At 45.8% G+C, this 18,028-nt stretch carries 19 protein-coding genes; 3 read left to right on the forward strand and 16 right to left on the reverse strand.

Translation table 11 applies throughout. The features are described 5' to 3' along the window. Window positions 1-507 precede the first annotated feature (507 nt). The 14 genes from R7P67_RS19490 to R7P67_RS19555 form a co-directional block, all read right to left on the reverse strand. Window positions 508-1,662 (reverse strand): flagellin, encoded by a 1,155-nt coding sequence (locus R7P67_RS19490; protein ID WP_005382038.1) that lies wholly within the window; start codon window positions 1,660-1,662, stop codon window positions 508-510. A gap of 427 nt (window positions 1,663-2,089) precedes the next feature. Continuing rightward, complete coding sequence (gene flgL / locus R7P67_RS19495) at window positions 2,090-3,283, reverse strand: flagellar hook-associated protein FlgL (RefSeq protein WP_005382037.1); 1,194 nt, start codon at window positions 3,281-3,283, stop codon at window positions 2,090-2,092. A 13-nt stretch (window positions 3,284-3,296) separates the two neighbouring features. Continuing rightward, window positions 3,297-5,237, reverse strand: coding sequence for a flagellar hook-associated protein FlgK (gene flgK, locus R7P67_RS19500; protein WP_136976123.1), 1,941 nt, complete (start codon window positions 5,235-5,237; stop codon window positions 3,297-3,299). Between the two features lie 160 nt (window positions 5,238-5,397). Beyond that, on the reverse strand, window positions 5,398-6,324 hold the full coding sequence (gene flgJ, locus R7P67_RS19505; RefSeq protein WP_042522768.1) for a flagellar assembly peptidoglycan hydrolase FlgJ: 927 nt from the start codon (window positions 6,322-6,324) through the stop codon (window positions 5,398-5,400). A 16-nt stretch (window positions 6,325-6,340) separates the two neighbouring features. Continuing rightward, a complete protein-coding gene (locus R7P67_RS19510; protein ID WP_005393118.1) occupies window positions 6,341-7,432 on the reverse strand; it encodes a flagellar basal body P-ring protein FlgI in 1,092 nt (363 codons plus the stop codon). Window positions 7,433-7,475: 43 nt separating this feature from the next. Continuing rightward, a complete protein-coding gene (gene flgH, locus R7P67_RS19515; protein WP_005382033.1) occupies window positions 7,476-8,255 on the reverse strand; it encodes a flagellar basal body L-ring protein FlgH in 780 nt (259 codons plus the stop codon). A 30-nt stretch (window positions 8,256-8,285) separates the two neighbouring features. Further along, entirely contained in the window at window positions 8,286-9,074 is a 789-nt protein-coding gene (flgG, locus tag R7P67_RS19520; protein ID WP_005382032.1) for a flagellar basal-body rod protein FlgG, read from the reverse strand. Window positions 9,075-9,092: 18 nt separating this feature from the next. After that, a complete protein-coding gene (gene flgF / locus R7P67_RS19525; RefSeq protein ID WP_005382031.1) occupies window positions 9,093-9,842 on the reverse strand; it encodes a flagellar basal-body rod protein FlgF in 750 nt (249 codons plus the stop codon). Between the two features lie 330 nt (window positions 9,843-10,172). Then, the gene (flgE, locus tag R7P67_RS19530) at window positions 10,173-11,486 is read right to left on the reverse strand and encodes a flagellar hook protein FlgE (protein WP_005382030.1); all 1,314 of its coding nucleotides are present in this window, start codon (window positions 11,484-11,486) and stop codon (window positions 10,173-10,175) included. 30 nt (window positions 11,487-11,516) lie between these two features. Continuing rightward, a complete protein-coding gene (flgD, locus tag R7P67_RS19535; RefSeq protein ID WP_005382029.1) occupies window positions 11,517-12,227 on the reverse strand; it encodes a flagellar hook assembly protein FlgD in 711 nt (236 codons plus the stop codon). A 17-nt stretch (window positions 12,228-12,244) separates the two neighbouring features. Then, a complete protein-coding gene (gene flgC / locus R7P67_RS19540) occupies window positions 12,245-12,658 on the reverse strand; it encodes a flagellar basal body rod protein FlgC (RefSeq protein WP_262654187.1) in 414 nt (137 codons plus the stop codon). A gap of 5 nt (window positions 12,659-12,663) precedes the next feature. Further along, window positions 12,664-13,059 (reverse strand): flagellar basal body rod protein FlgB, encoded by a 396-nt coding sequence (gene flgB / locus R7P67_RS19545; RefSeq protein ID WP_005382026.1) that lies wholly within the window; start codon window positions 13,057-13,059, stop codon window positions 12,664-12,666. Window positions 13,060-13,362: 303 nt separating this feature from the next. Next, window positions 13,363-14,190 carry a CheR family methyltransferase gene (locus R7P67_RS19550; protein ID WP_005382024.1) on the reverse strand — a complete coding sequence of 276 codons (828 nt, stop codon included), beginning with the start codon at window positions 14,188-14,190 and terminating at the stop codon, window positions 13,363-13,365. Window positions 14,191-14,201: 11 nt separating this feature from the next. After that, window positions 14,202-15,128 (reverse strand): chemotaxis protein CheV, encoded by a 927-nt coding sequence (locus tag R7P67_RS19555; protein ID WP_005382022.1) that lies wholly within the window; start codon window positions 15,126-15,128, stop codon window positions 14,202-14,204. A 76-nt stretch (window positions 15,129-15,204) separates the two neighbouring features. Between R7P67_RS19555 and flgA the strand changes: the two genes are divergently transcribed. The 3 genes from flgA (at window position 15,205) to R7P67_RS19570 (ending at window position 16,835) form a co-directional block, all read left to right on the forward strand. Next, complete coding sequence (flgA, locus tag R7P67_RS19560; RefSeq protein ID WP_262654186.1) at window positions 15,205-15,951, forward strand: flagellar basal body P-ring formation chaperone FlgA; 747 nt, start codon at window positions 15,205-15,207, stop codon at window positions 15,949-15,951. Between the two features lie 116 nt (window positions 15,952-16,067). After that, the gene (gene flgM / locus R7P67_RS19565; protein WP_005382018.1) at window positions 16,068-16,382 is read left to right on the forward strand and encodes a flagellar biosynthesis anti-sigma factor FlgM; all 315 of its coding nucleotides are present in this window, start codon (window positions 16,068-16,070) and stop codon (window positions 16,380-16,382) included. A gap of 27 nt (window positions 16,383-16,409) precedes the next feature. Continuing rightward, the gene (locus R7P67_RS19570; RefSeq protein WP_005382015.1) at window positions 16,410-16,835 is read left to right on the forward strand and encodes a flagella synthesis protein FlgN; all 426 of its coding nucleotides are present in this window, start codon (window positions 16,410-16,412) and stop codon (window positions 16,833-16,835) included. Window positions 16,836-16,938: 103 nt separating this feature from the next. Here R7P67_RS19570 and flgP read toward each other — a convergent pair whose 3' ends face one another. Together flgP and R7P67_RS19580 are read right to left on the reverse strand one after the other, a co-directional pair. After that, entirely contained in the window at window positions 16,939-17,370 is a 432-nt protein-coding gene (gene flgP / locus R7P67_RS19575) for a flagellar assembly lipoprotein FlgP (RefSeq protein WP_005382014.1), read from the reverse strand. Window positions 17,371-17,379: 9 nt separating this feature from the next. Beyond that, window positions 17,380-18,018, reverse strand: a complete 639-nt coding sequence (locus tag R7P67_RS19580; protein ID WP_005382013.1) for a FlgO family outer membrane protein — start codon at window positions 18,016-18,018, stop codon at window positions 17,380-17,382. Window positions 18,019-18,028 lie beyond the last annotated feature (10 nt).

Raw genomic sequence — 18,028 nt, forward strand, 5'->3', positions numbered from 1 at the left:
TGGTGATTTCTCCAATTGATTTTCCGGTGTAGCGGTTTCCGACGTCTCGGAAAACCAAGTAGTTCTCTCAAAGTTACCTCTATTAACGACACCAAATTCAGAAGCTTTAGAAAAAAGTTTAAAAAAATAACATTGCGAGATTTAGCTAATAAAATTGAAGAAAAGTAAGAAAAAGTGCTCAAGTTTCCACAAATCGAGCCGAGAGGGCCAAATTGTATAGAAAACCAGCGAAAGGAAACAATTGAAGATAAGTTCGCAGACGATAGACGTAAGAATTAGAAAAGAAAAAGCCCCTTTTCCTTTGAGAGAACTGGGGCTAGGTTGGTCGCCAGAGCCTATGTGGAGATCAAGAGAAATGAACACATTTCCGGCATACCGAGTGCAACTTTATATTGAAAATGATTGGCAGGTGAGAGATGAGAGAGCCGCTCATTCTATTGTAAAGTTGCTTGCCAAAAGCCTGCATTCCCATCCACGTCTGAATGTATTGAGCACAGGCTAAGTAAACTACTGCAATAGTGACATTGCAGAGTTTGGCAACTGTTTCGCTTGAGCAAGAATCGATGTACCTGCTTGTTGCAAAATTTGTGCTTTGGTCATTTGCGTGGTTTCTTTCGCAAAATCTGTATCTTTAATTCGGCTGTTCGATGCGTCAACGTTTTCTTGGATATTCGCCAAGTTGTTGATGCTGTGACTCAAACGGTTTTGCTTCGCACCTAAGTCTGCACGTTGCGAGTCTACGTATTTCAGTGCCGAATCCAGCACAGAAATCGCGTTTTGAGAACCTTGTACCGTGGTCATATCAATATCTTGTACTGACGTTCTGATAGGTTCATCACTCAGGCCAAGCTCAGATGCTAATCCACCAGAAATGGAAATCTCGCCCTGAACGTTTGGATGCGCGACAAAAACTTGCAACTTGCCATCTTCACTTACAGACGCATTAATCATATCAGACTGACCATTAATGTAAGTGGCAAGCTCTTCGATGTCGTCGCCCGCTTTGGCATTAATGTTGATTTCTAGATCATCAACATTGCCGTCTTCGTCTTCACCCATACCTGGTAGCGTGATCTTCAAGTCAGATTTAGCTGGGTCAACGCTCCAGTTTTTATCTTTACCATTTTCAGATAAGAAGGTCACACCGCCCATGCGAGTATCGTCCGCACGAATGCTGGTGAGTCCCATGATCATGGCTTCTCCTGAGCTCGCACCAATCTGGAATGCTGCTTCACCGAATGAGCCGTTCAATAGACGACGACCACCAAATGAAGTGGTTTCTGCAATACGGTTTAGCTCGTCAATCAATGCCATTGACTCTTCGTTGATCGCCTGACGCTCAGCTGGAGAGTTAGTACCGTTCGATGATTGAATCGCAAGGTCACGCATTCGTTGCATGACAGAGGTTGCCTCATTCATCGCACCTTCAGCGGTTTGTGCAATCGAGATACCATCGTTCGCGTTACGCATTGCGACATCTAGGCCACGAGACTGTGCAGTTAAGCGGTTAGAGATCTGTAGACCTGCCGCATCATCTTTTGCACTGTTAATCTTATGTCCTGAAGATAAGCGCTCCATCGACGTGTTTAATTCATCAGTCGCTTTGTTTAGGTAACGCTGCGCGGTCATCGCGGAGACGTTAGTACTAACTGTTACAGCCATTTTGCTCTCCTGTTGAGTTCGCAAGCTTTTGCGAAGCGGCCAGCTTTACTCTCATTTGGATAAGCACTGACCGTAAAAGTTACTTGCTAAATCTGCCTTAAACGCAGGGTTTAGAATCTCTAAATCTGTTCTGATATTTTCAATACAATTTGTGTGCCAACTTGCGTAAATTATTTAACTACTTTTAAAAGAATCAAATAAACAATAAGTTAGCTTTATCATTAAGCTATTTCCGGTTTGTCAGACTCATCTTAGCCCAAGGGTATTGAACGCTGCCCTGTTGCCGCCCGACTTGCCTCCCGCATCATTGCCGCTTTGGGTAAAATCGTGCCGCATGACATCTCAGACTCTCAGGTTACGTCGACTTATCGCGCTTAAGGCTTTGCACATAAGGCATCAAAATCAGACAATGTGTATGAGTGTCATACTAGATGTAGTTAAACAACGTTAGATCTTTGGTCTTACCGAATGCTTGTTGCGATGCCTGTAACGCTCGCGAGTTTTCACTGAACTCGATCACGGCTTTAGAGTAATCCAAGTCCTCAAAGTTGCTCTTCGCTTTTGCGAGAGACAAATTAAAGTCTTCATGATTTTGCTCTTGGATATCCAGCGTACTCAATCGAGCACCGGCATCTGTACGCGCTTTATTCAAATGGATAAAAGCAGCGTGGAATTCTTCTGTCATTTGGTGCAATTTGGCGGTCGCCGACGTATCCGAAACCGATTTGTCTGACCATGCCATTGCATCCTTGAAGGTATCGAAAATGCTGAACTCTGCCCGCTTTTCGATCTCAATGCTGTCACCAGGCGTAATTTGGCCTTTTACGTGCACTTTCAGGCCTTTGTATTCAATCCCTTTCTCTGGAGAAAACTCATCGGCATCCACTACTTTGCCGTTACGCTCTAATTGGTAACCAAATTTGCCGTTATTCATATCGACAAATGTCACGCGATACGCCGCATCATCCTTAGCGTCAACGTTAGTAGCTTTGTTTAGCAACAGCTCAGAGCCATTTTGTAGATCGTAATTCGGCTGATAGTCGCCAAATGGGTTTGGTATCTCCATAAACAGCTTGCTGCCAGGATCGTTCATTGGCATCTCAAGCATGCTAGAAACTTTCATTTTGCGCTGATAATCGTCCCCAGCGTATTGCACGCTACCATCTTTATCGCGATAAAATGGTTGGCTTTTTGGCTTAGTGCCAGCAAACACGTAGTTACCAGATTCATCTTGCGAGTTCACCAAGTTAAGGAAGTTGTTCGCAATCTCTTCTAGCTCACGCTTCTTTGCTTGTCGGTCTTCAGCAGAAAAGGCACCGTTAATCATCTCCATCGTTAAGCGCTTCGACTCGTCGGCAAAATTCTCCGCATTGGCGATATTAACTTCGTGGTTTTCTAGACGATTACGCACCAACACTATCGAGCTAAGATATTGTTGTAGCTGTTCTTGTTGCTGACTAATGTTTTGGATGTAATGCGCAGCGAGGGGGTCGTCACTAGGTTTCAGTAACTTTTTCCCTGAAGCAAGTTGCTCTTGGTTGTGGTGAACCTTATTCTCTTGACGACGCAGATCATTTTGTACGGACTGATAGTTATGGAAACTAGAAATTCGGGTTAGCACTTATCTCTTCTCCTTACCTCAGTTGTAAAATGGTATTGAAGGTATCATTCGCCGCTTGCATCACACGTGATGAAGCCATGTACGCTTGTTGAAACTTCATCATGTTGGCCGCTTCTTCATCGAGGTTAACGCCAGAAATAGAAGCAACGCGCTCTTGCGCCGCTTCATGCTCTAAACGAGCGACGGAGGCTAAACGGTTTGCTGTAGAAGATTTCAGTCCAACTTCAGTATTGAGGTTATGATAAACATCGATCAAGGTACTGGATTTTCCATCCATCATCTTGTCTGTTTGGATCTTCTGCATTTTTCTCAAGTTGCCGTTACCACCTTCAGAAGGCACCAAGTTTGCGGTGAATTTATCATTCATCAGTGCGCCTTCGCTCAACTCAAACACGGTTGCATCGCCGTTTTTATACAGCGGATGGCTTTTCGGCACTGAGATTTCAATCATCGGGTTATCTTTATCTAACGGGTATGAGTATTTGTCCGATAGTAAATTACCCTTGTTATCCGTGATCTTTAACCACGGCTTATCATGCTTCTCGTCGGCTGGTTGTACGGTAACCTCAAACTCTTTAACATCCCCCGCCTCACGAATTTTAAACTTGGCGTTACCTTGGGCAAAAGTGGTTGAGGCTTCATAACTTTGTGCGGCAATAGCTTTTGCGTCATTGGTTTCCATCTTTATGATGGCTGCACCACTTCTCGTTGGGCGGAGCAATACGCGCTCACCGGCGGCAAGGCCTTCACCAATTTGCACTTTCATACCATCCAGAACAAACGACGAATCCGAACGGTCGATGTTCAACGACATTTGCTCACCTTTCGGTGTTGTCACGCTGTATTGGTCGCCATCAAAACGCAGCGAATATTCACCACCTTTGATCGCGGAAATGTCCTCGATGTAAACCGCAACATCAGCTTGTGAGTCAGGCGCAGCAAAAACTCGAGATTTTGCCACCAGCTCAGAGTTCACGTCGGTAAATACGTCTTTACCTATCTTGCCGTTGAGATCCAGACCTTGAGATTGCAGCTGATTAATTTTGTAGGAAAAGCCCGTCGCTAAACGGCCCATTTCATCTTGCAGTTGTGGGATGTGTTTGTCGCGCATTTCAAGTAAAGCGCCGATTTTGCCATCCATATCATCAGACTTGATCGCTTTAATGCCATTCCCTTCCACCATTGCTAATCGTCTTTGATGAACATCCGGATAGCCATCGATCATTTTGAGCTGGCTTGCTTCCGTGCCAGAAACAAGAGTGTGTCCATTGCCGATATGAACATTAAACCCTTCCGCATTTTTGCGTGGGGTTACGGTAACTTTGGTGTACTCTGACAGCTCAGTAACCAGCTTTTCATGCTGATCCATCAGGTCATTATGTGGACCGGGAGTACGCATCATCAGTCGATGAATATCGCGAATTTCCAACGCAAGTTGGTTAACGCGCTCAATGCCCATATCCAATTTTTTATTGGTGACATCAGATTGCAGTCGCACGGTTTCGTGGAAATCATTTAATGTATCAGAGAAGATTTTCGCCTTTTCCAATACCACTTTTCGTGCCCCTAAATCGTTCGGGGTATCTGCCATGGTTTTTACCGCATCGAACCACTCATTCAGGTTCTCAGGAATTTTCTTCGATGCCACAGAGCTCAACATACTAGAGAGCATATCAAGATTGTCTTGGGTATCCGTTTTGTTGGCATTGTTGGTCGACGACAGGTTCAGTTCATTCACGGCAAACTGATCCCACGAGCGGCGAACATTTTCCACATGCACACCCATGCCGTAGGTAGAACCACCAAACATGCGCGGATCATTCGTGCCTTGGATAACAGACTGACGGCTATAACCCTCTGTATTAACATTAGAAATGTTATGACCAGTGGTGTTTAATTGTCTCTGAGCAGTAAGCACACTTTGAGTACCTACATTCAGAAGATCTGACGCCATACATGCCCCCGAAAACGAAATATAAATCGGCAAAACCGATCACCTAGACACATTAAAAGCAAAAGATGTGCCAAGTGATAGAAAGGCGTAGATGTTCAGATAAAGTGAAGGCTTGCACTATGGCAAGCCTTCGAGAACGTCATAAATTGTCGCAGAGACATTACATACTTTCGATTTTATCCTTCACCTGCAGGACTTTATCTGCGTAATTCGGATCGGTCGCGTAACCCGCACTGTGGATACCGCGAATAAACAACTCTGAATTTCCGCGTTTCTGCAATGCTGTCTCGTAACGTGGGTTGTCATTCAAAAATCGTACAAAGTCATTAAAGCTGTCTTCGTAACTTGAGTAGGAGCGAAACGCTGCCGTCTCTTTCACTGGCGTGTTATCGTGGAACTCTAAAGTTTGAGTCGTCACTTTGTCACCCTGCCAGCTTCGATCTGCTTTGATATTAAATAAGTTGTTGCTGCTGCCACGCGCGTTCTTCACGACCTTTTGTCCCCACCCCGTTTCCAAAGCGGCTTGCGCAAGTAGCAAAGATGGCTCGACACCTAGGGCTTTCGCAGCTTTCTCCGCGTATGGCTTCATCGAGTTAACAAAGGATTCTGGTGAATCGAATCGAGTGGGTTCATTGCTTGGTCGAGATAGTTGACCAGATTCAATCAAGCGCTGTTCAATCTCGCGCGCTTTTTTCGGGTCAACACGACGATATTCCGCAGCATTGTTTGCCGCATCACGCATAGCCGTTTCTTTTTTGTCGTTCCCTTGCCCAGCCGTTAATTGCTTAACAATCATATCGGCCAGTCCCATTGAACCAGACGAACTCAATTCACTCGCCATCTGTTCATCCAACATTTGTCGGTAGAACTTCTCGTTTTGGCTGTTCATCATGTTGGACTCAAAGCCCTCATTGGCTTCACGCATGGATTTCAACATCATGGAGGTGAAGATCGATTCGAACTGACGAGCAGCCGCATGCAATGCTTCTTGCTCGCCATCTTTTCCCTCTTTCACTGCTTTTTGACGCAGAGTATCCAGAGAACTGATGTCATGGATAAAACCAATGTCGTTAGGATTGTTCATTATACCTACCTCCTAACCATTAAATGATGATCAACTGGCCTTCAATGGCACCAGCTTGCTTCAATGCTTGTAAAATTGCCATCAAGTCCGAAGGCGCAGCCCCGACTTGGTTCACGGCACGGACCAAATCATCCAACGTTAAGCCTGGTTCGAACTTAAACATTTTGCCTTGCTCTTCGCTGACTTCGATATCCGAGTCTGGTACGACTACGGTTTGCCCACCAGAAAAGCCGTTAGGTTGGCTAACATTCAGGTTTTCTTTGATCGCAACCGTCATGCCGCCGTGCGTTACTGCTGCTGGTTTAAGACGCACATGCTTACCAACTACGATGGTGCCCGTGCGAGAGTTAACGATGATTTTGGCTGCACCATCTGCTGGGTCGAACTCTAGGTTTTCGATTGCCGATAAGAACGCAACACGCTGGCTGACGTCACGAGGAGCACGCACGCGCACTGATGTCGCGTCAACAGCGCTCGCCATTTGTGGGCCAAGGAAGTTGTTTACAGCATCCGCCATACGTTGAGCCGTTGTGAAATCTGACTCAAGCAAGTTGAACGTGATGTAATCACCACGACCAAATGGGTTTGGAATTTCTCGCTCTACTGTCGCACCACTAGAGATAAGACCAACGGTTGGATTGTTACCTACGATTTTAGAACCGTCAGCGCCTTCAGCACTGAAGCCGCTCACCACTAAGTTACCTTGAGCAACCGCGTAAACTTGACCGTCGAGACCTTTGAGGAACGTTTGTAGTAGCGTACCACCACGCAAACTTTTAGCACTTCCGATGGAAGAGACAGTCACGTCCACTTGCTGACCCGGTTTAGAGAAAGGCGGCAACTCTGCCGTAACCATGACTGCGGCAACGTTTTTAATTTTTGGCTTTGTGCCCGGCGGCATCTGAATGCCGAAGTTTTGCAGCATGGCGGCGAAACTTTGCTCTGTAAACGGGTTCGCTTCACCCGTACCCGGTAAGCCTGAAACCAAACCATAACCCACGAGTTGGTTGCTTCGTACACCTGCCACTTGCGCGACGTCTTTGATACGTGCGGCTTGGGCTACGGTAGAAAACAGAGCAACGCTCATCAGTACTAAAAGGAGTTTTTTCATGCTTACTTATCTCTTGCAGTCAAATTGCCGTCAGCACGGCGTGTTATAGCGCTACATTAAAGAATCGTGCCAAGAAGCCTGGCTCTTGCATATCTTGTTGCAAACCAGTGCCAGAGTACTGAATTCTTGCGTTAGAAACGCGATTTGATGCAATGGTGTTGTCGAAATTAATATCATCCGGACGAATAGTGCCACTTAAACGTATGTACTCATCACCCGTATTTAGCGTCATCCACTTCTCACCGCGGATCACGAGGTTGCCGTTTGCCAGTACTTCGATCACCTCAACAGTGATGTAACCACTGATGCTGTTGCTCTGTTTTGCAGAAGAGTCACCTGCAAATGAGTTGGAGTTGTTTAGGTCATAAGAGAAATTATATTTTCCGCCAATTTGCAGCTCTTCTCCGCCCACTTGAAGCGGGTCCATTTGCGCTTCATTGGTTTTCGATAAATCGGCATTTGCGCTTTTCGTCGCACTGGTTGTCTCATCCAGTGTTACGGTAATAATGTCGCCAATACCACGTGGTTTAGAATCGTCGTATAGATCGGTAATGTGCTCGGCGCTAAACAACGAACCTGTTGCAGCAGCGTAATGCTCAGGTTTGTTTTTCGGATGAATTGGAGCCCAAGCAGGGTCGCCAGCAACCGGATCGCTTCTACCACGTAAAGTATCTACAATACCGCTGCTCTCTTCTTTCGATTTATCGCCTTCTACTGCGTCGACCACAGTGGTTGCTTGTGTCACTTCATCCGTTTCAATCGGTTCCAACATGGCACAGCCCGACATCGTAGCAATCAAAGCGAGTAGGCAAATACGTTTCATCGTGAGCTCCTCAAATCTTGCTCTTAATCGTTACAATTGCTGGTTAACGAAGCTCATCATCTTATCGACTGACGAGATCACTTTTGAGTTCATTTCGTAAACGCGCTGGGCTTCGATCATATTGACCAACTCTTCTGTTACATTCACGTTGGACGCTTCCAGCATGGATTGACGAATTTCCCCCAAACCGTCCAAACCAGGAACACCCTCTTGTGGATCGCCACTGGCACCCGTTGGTAAGTAAAGGTTCTGACCAATTGGCTCTAGGCCACCCGGGTTAACAAAGTCTGTAATGGTTAGCTGACCAACGACTTGGTTGTCTTGCTGACCTCGGACGCGAACCGACACTTCACCATCCGTACCGACAGTAATAGAAATCGCATCTTCTGGAATCACAATTTCAGGCTCTACAGGGTAGCCAGAACCCGACGTGACTAACGTGCCTTCACCATTGAGCGTGAACTGACCGTTACGGGTATAACCGATGTTGCCGTCCGGCAATGTCACTTGGAAAAAACCGTCGCCTTCCACCATCATGTCCAGTGCGTTGGTCGTTGTCTGTGCATTGCCGTGCGTGTGCACTTTTTGCGTCGCAACCACTTTAGAACCCGCACCTAGCATCAAGCCACTTGGCAGTTCCGTGTTCTGAGATGACTGGCCGCCAGGCTGGTTGATGTTCTGATAGAACAAATCTTCGAATACTGCACGGCTCTTTTTGTAGCCGACAGTAGAGGCGTTCGCCAAGTTGTTCGAAATCGTGGCAATGTTGGTTTGTTGGGCGTCTAGACCTGTTTTACTTACCCATAGCGCTGGATGCATAGTGAACCTCTAACTCTGTTAACTCATACGAAGCAGTGAATCTGAAGATTTATCCATTTCTTCAGCTGTGCTCATCATCTTGACTTGCATTTCAAACTGACGTTGTAAGTCAATCAATGCGGTCATTTCACCTACGGCATTCACGTTACTGCCTTCTATCGCTCCCGTCTGGAGGCTAACAGTCGCGTCTGCTTCGTAAGGTTGGTTTGGAGTTTTATGGCGAAATAAGCCATTGGTGTCTTTAAACAAGCTTTGGTCATTAGGCTTAACAAGCTTAATGCGATCAACCGCTTGGAATTCTTCTGCCGGGGCACCTTGAGGAAGCACAGAGATGGTGCCATCCCGACCGATTTCAATTTTGGAGAGAGGAATAGGCAAAGTAATCGGCGCATCGTTTTCACCCAGCACCAAATGACCACTTGCGTTGGTAAGCATGCCATTTTGATCGACTTTTAGGTTGCCGTTACGGGTCAACCCTTCTTTCCCTGTGTGATCGAGTACCGATATCCAACCGCTGCCTTCAATCGTCACATCCAGATCACGCCCTGTTGTAATCACGCTACCTTGAGCAAAGTTATGCCCTGGACGCTCTGTCATGCTGAATACACGTGAAGGATGGCCTTCACCATAAGCCTGCATTGAGCGAGCCTGTGCTAAATCAGCCCGAAATCCGGTCGTGCTTACGTTAGCCAAGTTATTAGCGCGCAATTGTAGTGCCTGCATATTTTGCTTGGCGCCACTCATTGCGAGAAACAGTGCGCGATCCATAAATTACTCCAAAAAATCTCTCTGTACACGGAGTAAAAGCAATAGTTATGCCAAAATAAAAATAGACTTACTAATCAATACCTTGAATTAATAACAAACTATTAAAAGAGGTCAATAGAGGCAGAAAACTGTAACGAGAGGCAAGGTTTTGATCCATACGGCGGCAACAGCGGCAAATCGTAGATCAAAGCATGCTTAGCCTGAGTGAGGTGTATTCAGGCTAAGCATCAGATGAATGTCATGATGAAAGTGAACAAAGCGGTAATTACTAAGAAGCAACCACACGCCATTGCTTACTCAAGCAGAGTATCGAATGACCCAGCTAGTGCTCTAGCGGATCTGTAAGATATTCTGTTGTAGTTGGTTGTGTACTTCTAGCGAACGTGAGTTTGCTTGGAAGTTACGCTGAGCAGAGATCAGGTCCACCAACTCCTGAGTCATATCAATGTTTGACTGTTCCAGCATACCGTTATTGATGGTGCCGAAAGAGCCTTTATTTGATTCACCCCAGATCTTGTCACCAGAGAACTGCGTTGAATCCCATTGAGTGCCGCCTTTCTTATCCAGACCTTGCTCGTTTGGAACACGTACGAGAGCAACACGACCCAATGTAACGTTTTCACCGTTTGAGTAAGTCCCCAATACGCTGCCGTTTTCATCGAAGTCAACTTTGGTTAGGAAGCCCGTTGTTGCACCGTCTTCGTCAAACTTAGTTAGTTCGAACGGAGCCGCAAACTGTGTTGCTGAGCCTAAGCCGAAGTTAAGCGTCTGCGCAGGATCAGCACCATTCATATCGACTGGTGTCGTATTCGTCGCTGGATCGCCCAGAGCCACAGAAGTGATTGGCTGACCATTGTTCAAGCTCGCCAACGTACCATCGTTGTTGAACTTCATGGTATGCCCCACATGACCTGTTGGCGTTTGCGCATCACCAGCCGCAACATTTAAAGGCTTTTCACCTTCTTTATCTGTCACGGTGTAGTAAGTGTTCCATGTATTTGGCTGAGTCTGATCTTTCAAGTAATACGTCGTTAGCTTGTAAGACTGACCCATCGAGTCATAAATTGTCGAAGAGGTTGAACGGTTGTATGTATCTGGGTCTGAAAAATCAAACTGCGTTGGATCTTTCAAATCGCCGTTCGCTGGCAAGTTCACACCCACTTCAATGTTTGCTGTTTGTTTTGGCTTACCAAATTCAGCAGGAATATTGATGGGTTGTGGCTCGTATGAAGAAACCTCACCAGAGCTTGGGTCCACTTGGTAACCTAATAAGAACTCGTCGTTCGCGGTCACCATGTAGTTTTCTTTATTTAAGTGAAATGCACCATTACGTGTCAGTTCATTCTGTTGTGGAGTTAGACGCTCTTTCGCTACAGCGAAAAAACCTGTCCCCGAAACACGCAAATCCATTGGGTTGTTGGTGTAAATGCTAGAGCCTTCATGGAACTGCTGTGCCACTTGGCTTGCTTGTGCACCACCACCCGGTGTGGTTTTTGCGTTAGTAAATAAAGAGTTAGAGTAGACATCAGCAAACTCAGCACGGGACTCTTTAAAGCCGTAAGTGTTGGCGTTCGCAATGTTGTTACTGGTGGTGTTCAAATCCAGTTGGGCGGCGGACAAACCGCTTAAAGATACATATGACATTCCAAAATCTCCTAATCTAGCGAGCTATGACTACGCTTTGCCGACTTCCAATACTTCTGCAAGTCGAACTGGCGATTCAAAACCAGCCAGATTGAGTAATACGTTTCCGTCACCTTTGCCAAGCAATACGCTGTTTACGTTGGCATACGTCGATACTGGGAACTCTTGCGACTCCCCCTCAACTAAGCCAGACGCTTTCACTTTGTATTTGCCAGCTGGCAGTGGATTTCCGCTTTCATCTTTACCGTCCCAAAGCACACGCGTGTCGCCGGCTGGTTTCGCCCCTACCTCAAAGGTACGAACCAGTTGGCCAGCTTCATCCTCTACACGAACAAACAGATTATCGATAGATTGTGAAAGCTTAACCATTGCCGCCATTGGTGCGTCGTCCTGCTTCACACCTGCTGCTCCTGGGACCAATACGTCACGCCCTACCAAAGAGGAAGCTTGTAACGCTTGATTTGATGTCATTGACGAATTCAAACTCTCAAACTGAGTGTTCATCTTGCCAATACCATCAACGGTCGCAAATGAAGCCATTTGCGCAATCATCTGGTCATTACTTACCGGCTTAAAAGGGTCTTGCTGAGACAGTTGCTTCGTGAGCAATGATAAGAAGTCTTCCTGTTTTAGGTCCTGCTTACCCGTGCTCTCTTCCGCTTTCTTGTTACTCTCTTGTAGACTTTTAAGCTGGTCGATATAGGACAAGCCGCTTTGACCAACGTTGTTAATTCCGGCCATACGCTACCCCCTTATCCTTATTGACCCATCTGCAGCGTACGCAGCAGCATTTGTTTACTAGAATCAGCGACTTGTACATTAGTCTGATATGCACGAGAAGCTGAAATCATGTTTGCCATTTCTTCCATTACATTGACGTTAGGCTTGTAGATGTAGCCTTCTTCGTTTGCAAGGGGATGGTCTGGGTTGTACTCCGCAATCAGCGGTTTATCACTTTCTACAATACCCATCACTTTCACTGGCACCGTATCACCGCCACGCATGGCGTTACTTAACTCTGCACCAAACACTGCATGACGCGCTTTGTAAGTGTCTTTCGCAGAGCTGCTGACACTGTCGGCGTTCGCCAAGTTGCTTGAGGTAGTATTCAGACGAACGGATTCAGCGCTCATTGCGGAACCTGTCACATTGAAAACGTTAAATAAGCTCATCTAAATTATTCCCCTTTGATTGCTTTGGTTAAGTTCTTGAATTTGCTGCCTAGAAAGTCGAGTGATGCTTGGTGTCTGATTTGGTTTTGCATAAACAAGTTACGCTCTAAATCCAAGTCTACCGTGTTGCCATCTCCCGTATCTGGTTGCGTAGGAAGACGATATAACTTGTCCCCAACCAACGTCGTAGTGGCAGGAATATGCCGACCATCTGTGCGACTAAGACCAATGCTTGCCCCAGATGTTGCCGCTTGCAATTCCTTCGCAAAGTCTAAACCTCTTGCTTTGTAACCAGGCGTGTTTGCTTGTGCGATATTGGTGGAAATCACCTCTGCATTGCGCTCACGTACGCCCACCGTGTGCTGGTGGATGCCTAGTGCATTGTCAAAAGATATAGCCATGTTTGCCTCTACAATTAAGAACTGACCGTGATTGATAACCAAAAAGCAATTAGCATGCCAAGACCTAAAGCATTACACCAACCTAGTGGTTACCGTGAATTGAAATAGCAATAAGTGAGCCAAAGTAACTGGAATGTCATGTCGTATCACTTTGCTCACTTAATAAAGATACACCGTGTTGAGGGCACAAGGCAAAAACGCGCTTCAACTAATTGAGTGATACATGAAACGCTCGGCGCAGAAAGGTAACAAACAAAAAAGCCTGACACGAAGTCAGGCTTTTCTATCAATGAAGAGATACCGCTATTTAAGCTTGTAAATGATGCCCGGATTACAGCGCACCATTTCAAATTTATCAGTCAGACCAGTTAGCGACTCTGATGCCCCTAACAGCAAGTAGCCACCAGGGTTTAAACTGCTCGCCATTTGGTTAAGCACTTTAGATTTCATTTCTGGAGAAAAGTAAATCAATACGTTACGACAGAAAATGATGTCGAACTTACCCATCAGTGCGTAACTGTCCATCAAGTTTTGTGGACGAAAGTTCACCAAACGCTTGACGTTATCTTTGACTTTCATGCGACCACCGTCCGCATTTTCAAAGAAGGTGCGACGACGTTCTGGTGAAAGCCCGCGACCCAAAGCCAAGTTGTCGTACACCCCTGCACGACACATCTCGAGCATACTTGCCGAAATATCTGTGGCTGTAATGGACACGTTTGGTAACAAGCCCGGCTTGCGCTGTTGCGTTTCCAGGATCGTCATTGCAATAGAATACGGTTCTTGGCCCGATGAACTGGCAGCAGACCAGATCTTAATTGGGCGCTTGCTTGCCGCTACTTCTGGCAATAATTTGTCAGCTAAAACCGTGAACGGATAAGTATCTCGAAACCACAAGGTTTCGTTAGTCGTCATCGCATCCACAGCGGCGACTCGTAATTCTCGATTACGCCCTGTAACAACATCACGTAGCAAATCTGATAACGATGCGAGCTTAAACTTCGTCACTAAAGGACTCAGTCGGCTACGCACGAGGTATTGCTTGCTATCACCTAACACGATGCCACATTGCGATTCTAGAAAACGGCTAAAGTCACGATACTCTTGATCACTGATTGTAATAGCAGTCATTAATGTCTCTTTTATTGTGTTAATGCAGATTTAACCGCGTTACCCAACTCATCTGGGTTAAATTTCGCAATGAAGGTGTTGGCACCTACACGCTCAACCATAGCTTGGTTGAATACACCACTTAATGAAGAATGGAGGATAACATAAAGGTCTTTCAAATCGGCATGTCTGCGAATTTCAGCCGTTAAGGTATAGCCGTCCATTTCTGGCATTTCAATATCGGAAATAACCAACGAAATTTGATCGTAGATATTGCCTTCTTGAGCCATTTCAATCAACTTATTGTACGCTTCTTTGCCGTCTTTGACAGATACGACCTCAAAACCGATGGATGTAATCGCACGCTCTACCTGTTTACGCGCGACCGTCGAGTCATCAGCAATCAGTATGCGGCGTACAATAGGCTTTTCTTGTTCTGCTTGTGCGATTTCTTCGCCAATAGCGGAATCCATCGTTTCATCAACTGGCGCAATTTCTGCCAGGATTTTTTCAACGTCAAGGATTTCAACCAGCTCATTGTCAATGTTTGTCACGGCAGTCAAGTAGTGCGCTTTACCTGCACCGTCTGGCGGTGGCAAAATCGCTTCCCAATGCATATTGATAATACGCTCAACCGATGATACCAAAAATGCTTGGATCGTACGGTTAAATTCTGCAATAACAACAAAACATTTATCTAAATCAGTGGTTGGGCGGCCACCAATTGCCAGGCTCAAATCAATAACGGACACGGTATGGCCGCGGATATGAGCGATACCTTTAACCAGAGGGTGTAGATTTGGCATTGAAGTCAGCTTAGGGCACTGTAGTACTTCTTTCACTTTGAATACGTTAATGCCGTAGCGCTGTCGGCCCATCAGTCGAAAGGTCAATAATTCCAATCGGTTCTGACCGACGAGTTGCGTACGCTGATTCACCGAGTCAAGAATCCCCGTCATATGCTCATCTCCATCTCAAACTTTTTGTTTTTAAATGATACTCTACCACTGGCAAGCACGATACCAGGGAGACAGTATGGCGTATTTCACTTTCACTTCGACACCATTGACTATGACAATATGTAGAGCGCTAATTACAAAGTACGCTAAGTCTATCGGCATTTTGCTCAGTATGTTTAGCTTTTTTGTTCATTCAGCTTCAGATAATCAGATCGAGCAAATAAAAACAGCAGCAGAACAACATATTCTTGCTACGGTTGATCAGCCTGATGGTGGCGAGCTATCTGTTAATGCGGCAGAGATCGACTCGAGAATAAAAGCAACGGATTGCCCTATTCCGTTAGATACATCTGCCTCTTCCACCAGCAGCACGAGAAGTAACATCAATGTGTTAGTGGAATGCCAACCGGATGACTGGAAAGTCTATGTCCCTGTGAGGATCTCGGTATCAGTACCAATGATCGTCGCGACACGAACACTAGGGAGAGGAGAAATCGTCAGCGCATCGGATGTTACCACTTCCATGATCGAGCTACAGCGCTTTCGTAAAGATGGATTTTCTAGCTACGATCAAGTGGTTGGGGCAAAGCTAAAGCGTAATGTTCGCTTAGGCGATGTCGTAGAGAGAAATGATGTTTGTGTGGTATGCCGAAATGAAAAGGTCATTATCAAAGCGGTGAATTCTGGCATGACGATCACAACGCAAGGCACAGCATTGCAGGATGGTTCAGCTGGCGATCAAGTAAGAGTGAAAAATGATAAGTCACAACGTATAATAGAAGGCATAGTGACTGACATTGCGGAAATCACTGTTAATTTTTAATACCCACTGGTAGCGTGTTTAAACTGATCAATAAAAATGCAAAAAATGACTAAAGTTATTTTTGCGCTGGTCGATAGTCTGGATACCAGTATTACGATACAAGGCAAAGGTTAAACATGGCAGGTATAGATAATATACGTTCAGGGCAAATGATGACGACAACAAGTCGCGCACCTGCACGTAACGATTCCAATGCTACCAGCACGACAGAATCAAAAAAGGCGCCAGCGCAACAAGACGCAGTATCACTCAGCCAGCAAAGTAAAGCCGTCAGTAAACTCCAGAAGGATATGGCAGCTTCTCCGGCATATGACAGCGCCAAAGTTGCAGCAATCAAAGAAGCTATCACAAACGGTTCATACAAAGTCGATCCTGAAAAATTGGCTGACAACATGATTAAGTTTGAAAACGAATTGCAAGGCAAAAGCTAACTGACTTAGGCCGAAGGTAAGTATTTTATGGCAGCATTAGTCGATCTCGTTAATTTCCAGCTAGAAAATGCTAAGGCACTTTCCGCTGTTTTACGCCAAGAAACACAAGCAATCACGGCGCGTGTCTCTACCGAGATTGAGAACATTGCCAAACAGAAGATGACGCTCATTGATCAGCTCAGAACAACTGATCAGCGAATCGCCTCTCACCCGCACGTCAATCAACTTACTGAAGATGAGCACCTAAGTCAGGTTGTTGCTCAAATCCAATCGATCGTCCTCGACTGTCAACAAGTTAACCAAGTAAATGGCGAATCGCTTAGTCGCGCACAGCTGAGCTTCAATAAACTCAACAACATGCTTCAGCGAACTCATGGCAAAGTTGGCATGACCTACAATGCGGGCGGAAAAACCCACACCATCTCGACGCTTGGCACCAATATAAAAGCTTAAACGTCACTCCTACCCTCAATTCCCGCGCTCACGTAGATATAAAAAAAGCGACTCATTGTTACCAATCAGCCGCTCAAAAAGATTATCTGTCTAGTGAAATGGTTTAAAACAAGGTTTGCTGACGCTTCTCAGGTACCTGCTGAACTTCTCCATAATCACGTAGCTTATCCATCTTACGGATATCCAGACGCAGCTCAGTCACATAACTGTCTTCAACAAGATAACTACGCACAACTTCTGCACCACGAATTACACCATCGACGGCACCAGTGGTGCTTTCAATACCCAAACGCTGGTCTTGCAGCTCTGCACGTCCACTAACACGCATGCCATAAACTTGCTCTGCTAGCTCACGATAAGCATCAATTTTTGATGCGCGCATTGCTCGTACACGCTTTTCTTCTACTGTGCGGCCTGTTTGCTCACTGACGCTGGCGTAACCCACCGCCACTAAGATTTCATCTTGACGCATCTGTTGTAATGGCTGACACCCAACCAATATCAGTGTGGCAACAATAAATAATAACTTCTTCATGCTTCTATCCTATGGACGGAGAATCACAGTGTACGGCTGACGAATGGTAGGGTCAGAACGAATCAACACACCATCTTGTGTGCGGATGCTATTTAACGTATCTAAGTCACGCCCAATACGGTCAGCCGGAAGGAAACCTTGCGCTGTCGCTACAACTACACGGCTTTGCATGCCAACCACGCGTGCATTGACAAGCACTCCGCCCTCTTGGCGCAGCATTGTTCCGGTCAGTACATACTGAATTTGCTGCTCTTGAGCTAAATCTTGCCAATCACGACTTAAAGCAAAATCGCCCTGCTGCGTCACTTGAATAGAGCCCGTAGTTTTGAAATCAACCACTTTAAACCCTCGGCGCTGAAACTGATGGATAAAACCTTCAGAGACCGAGTTACCTAACCAGTTTGTTGCATCCATATTTTGTAGATCAACAAACGAGGTAATCGCAATCGGTGTCCGCGCTGATACTGCCACATTAGAAACCATCAGGTCTTCTGTCATGCTCTCAATGAAAAAGTCCATCGTATGACGCGGACTATCCATCAGCATGAACTGGCTTCCCGAGTAAGGTTCTTTACCATTGTAAATCGGTGAGTACGCGCACGATGTCAGAAGCGTCATCATCGATGCGGCGACAAGCCACTTTTTCATGGTTTGATTC

The organism is Vibrio sp. Vb0937 (genome assembly GCF_033338855.1).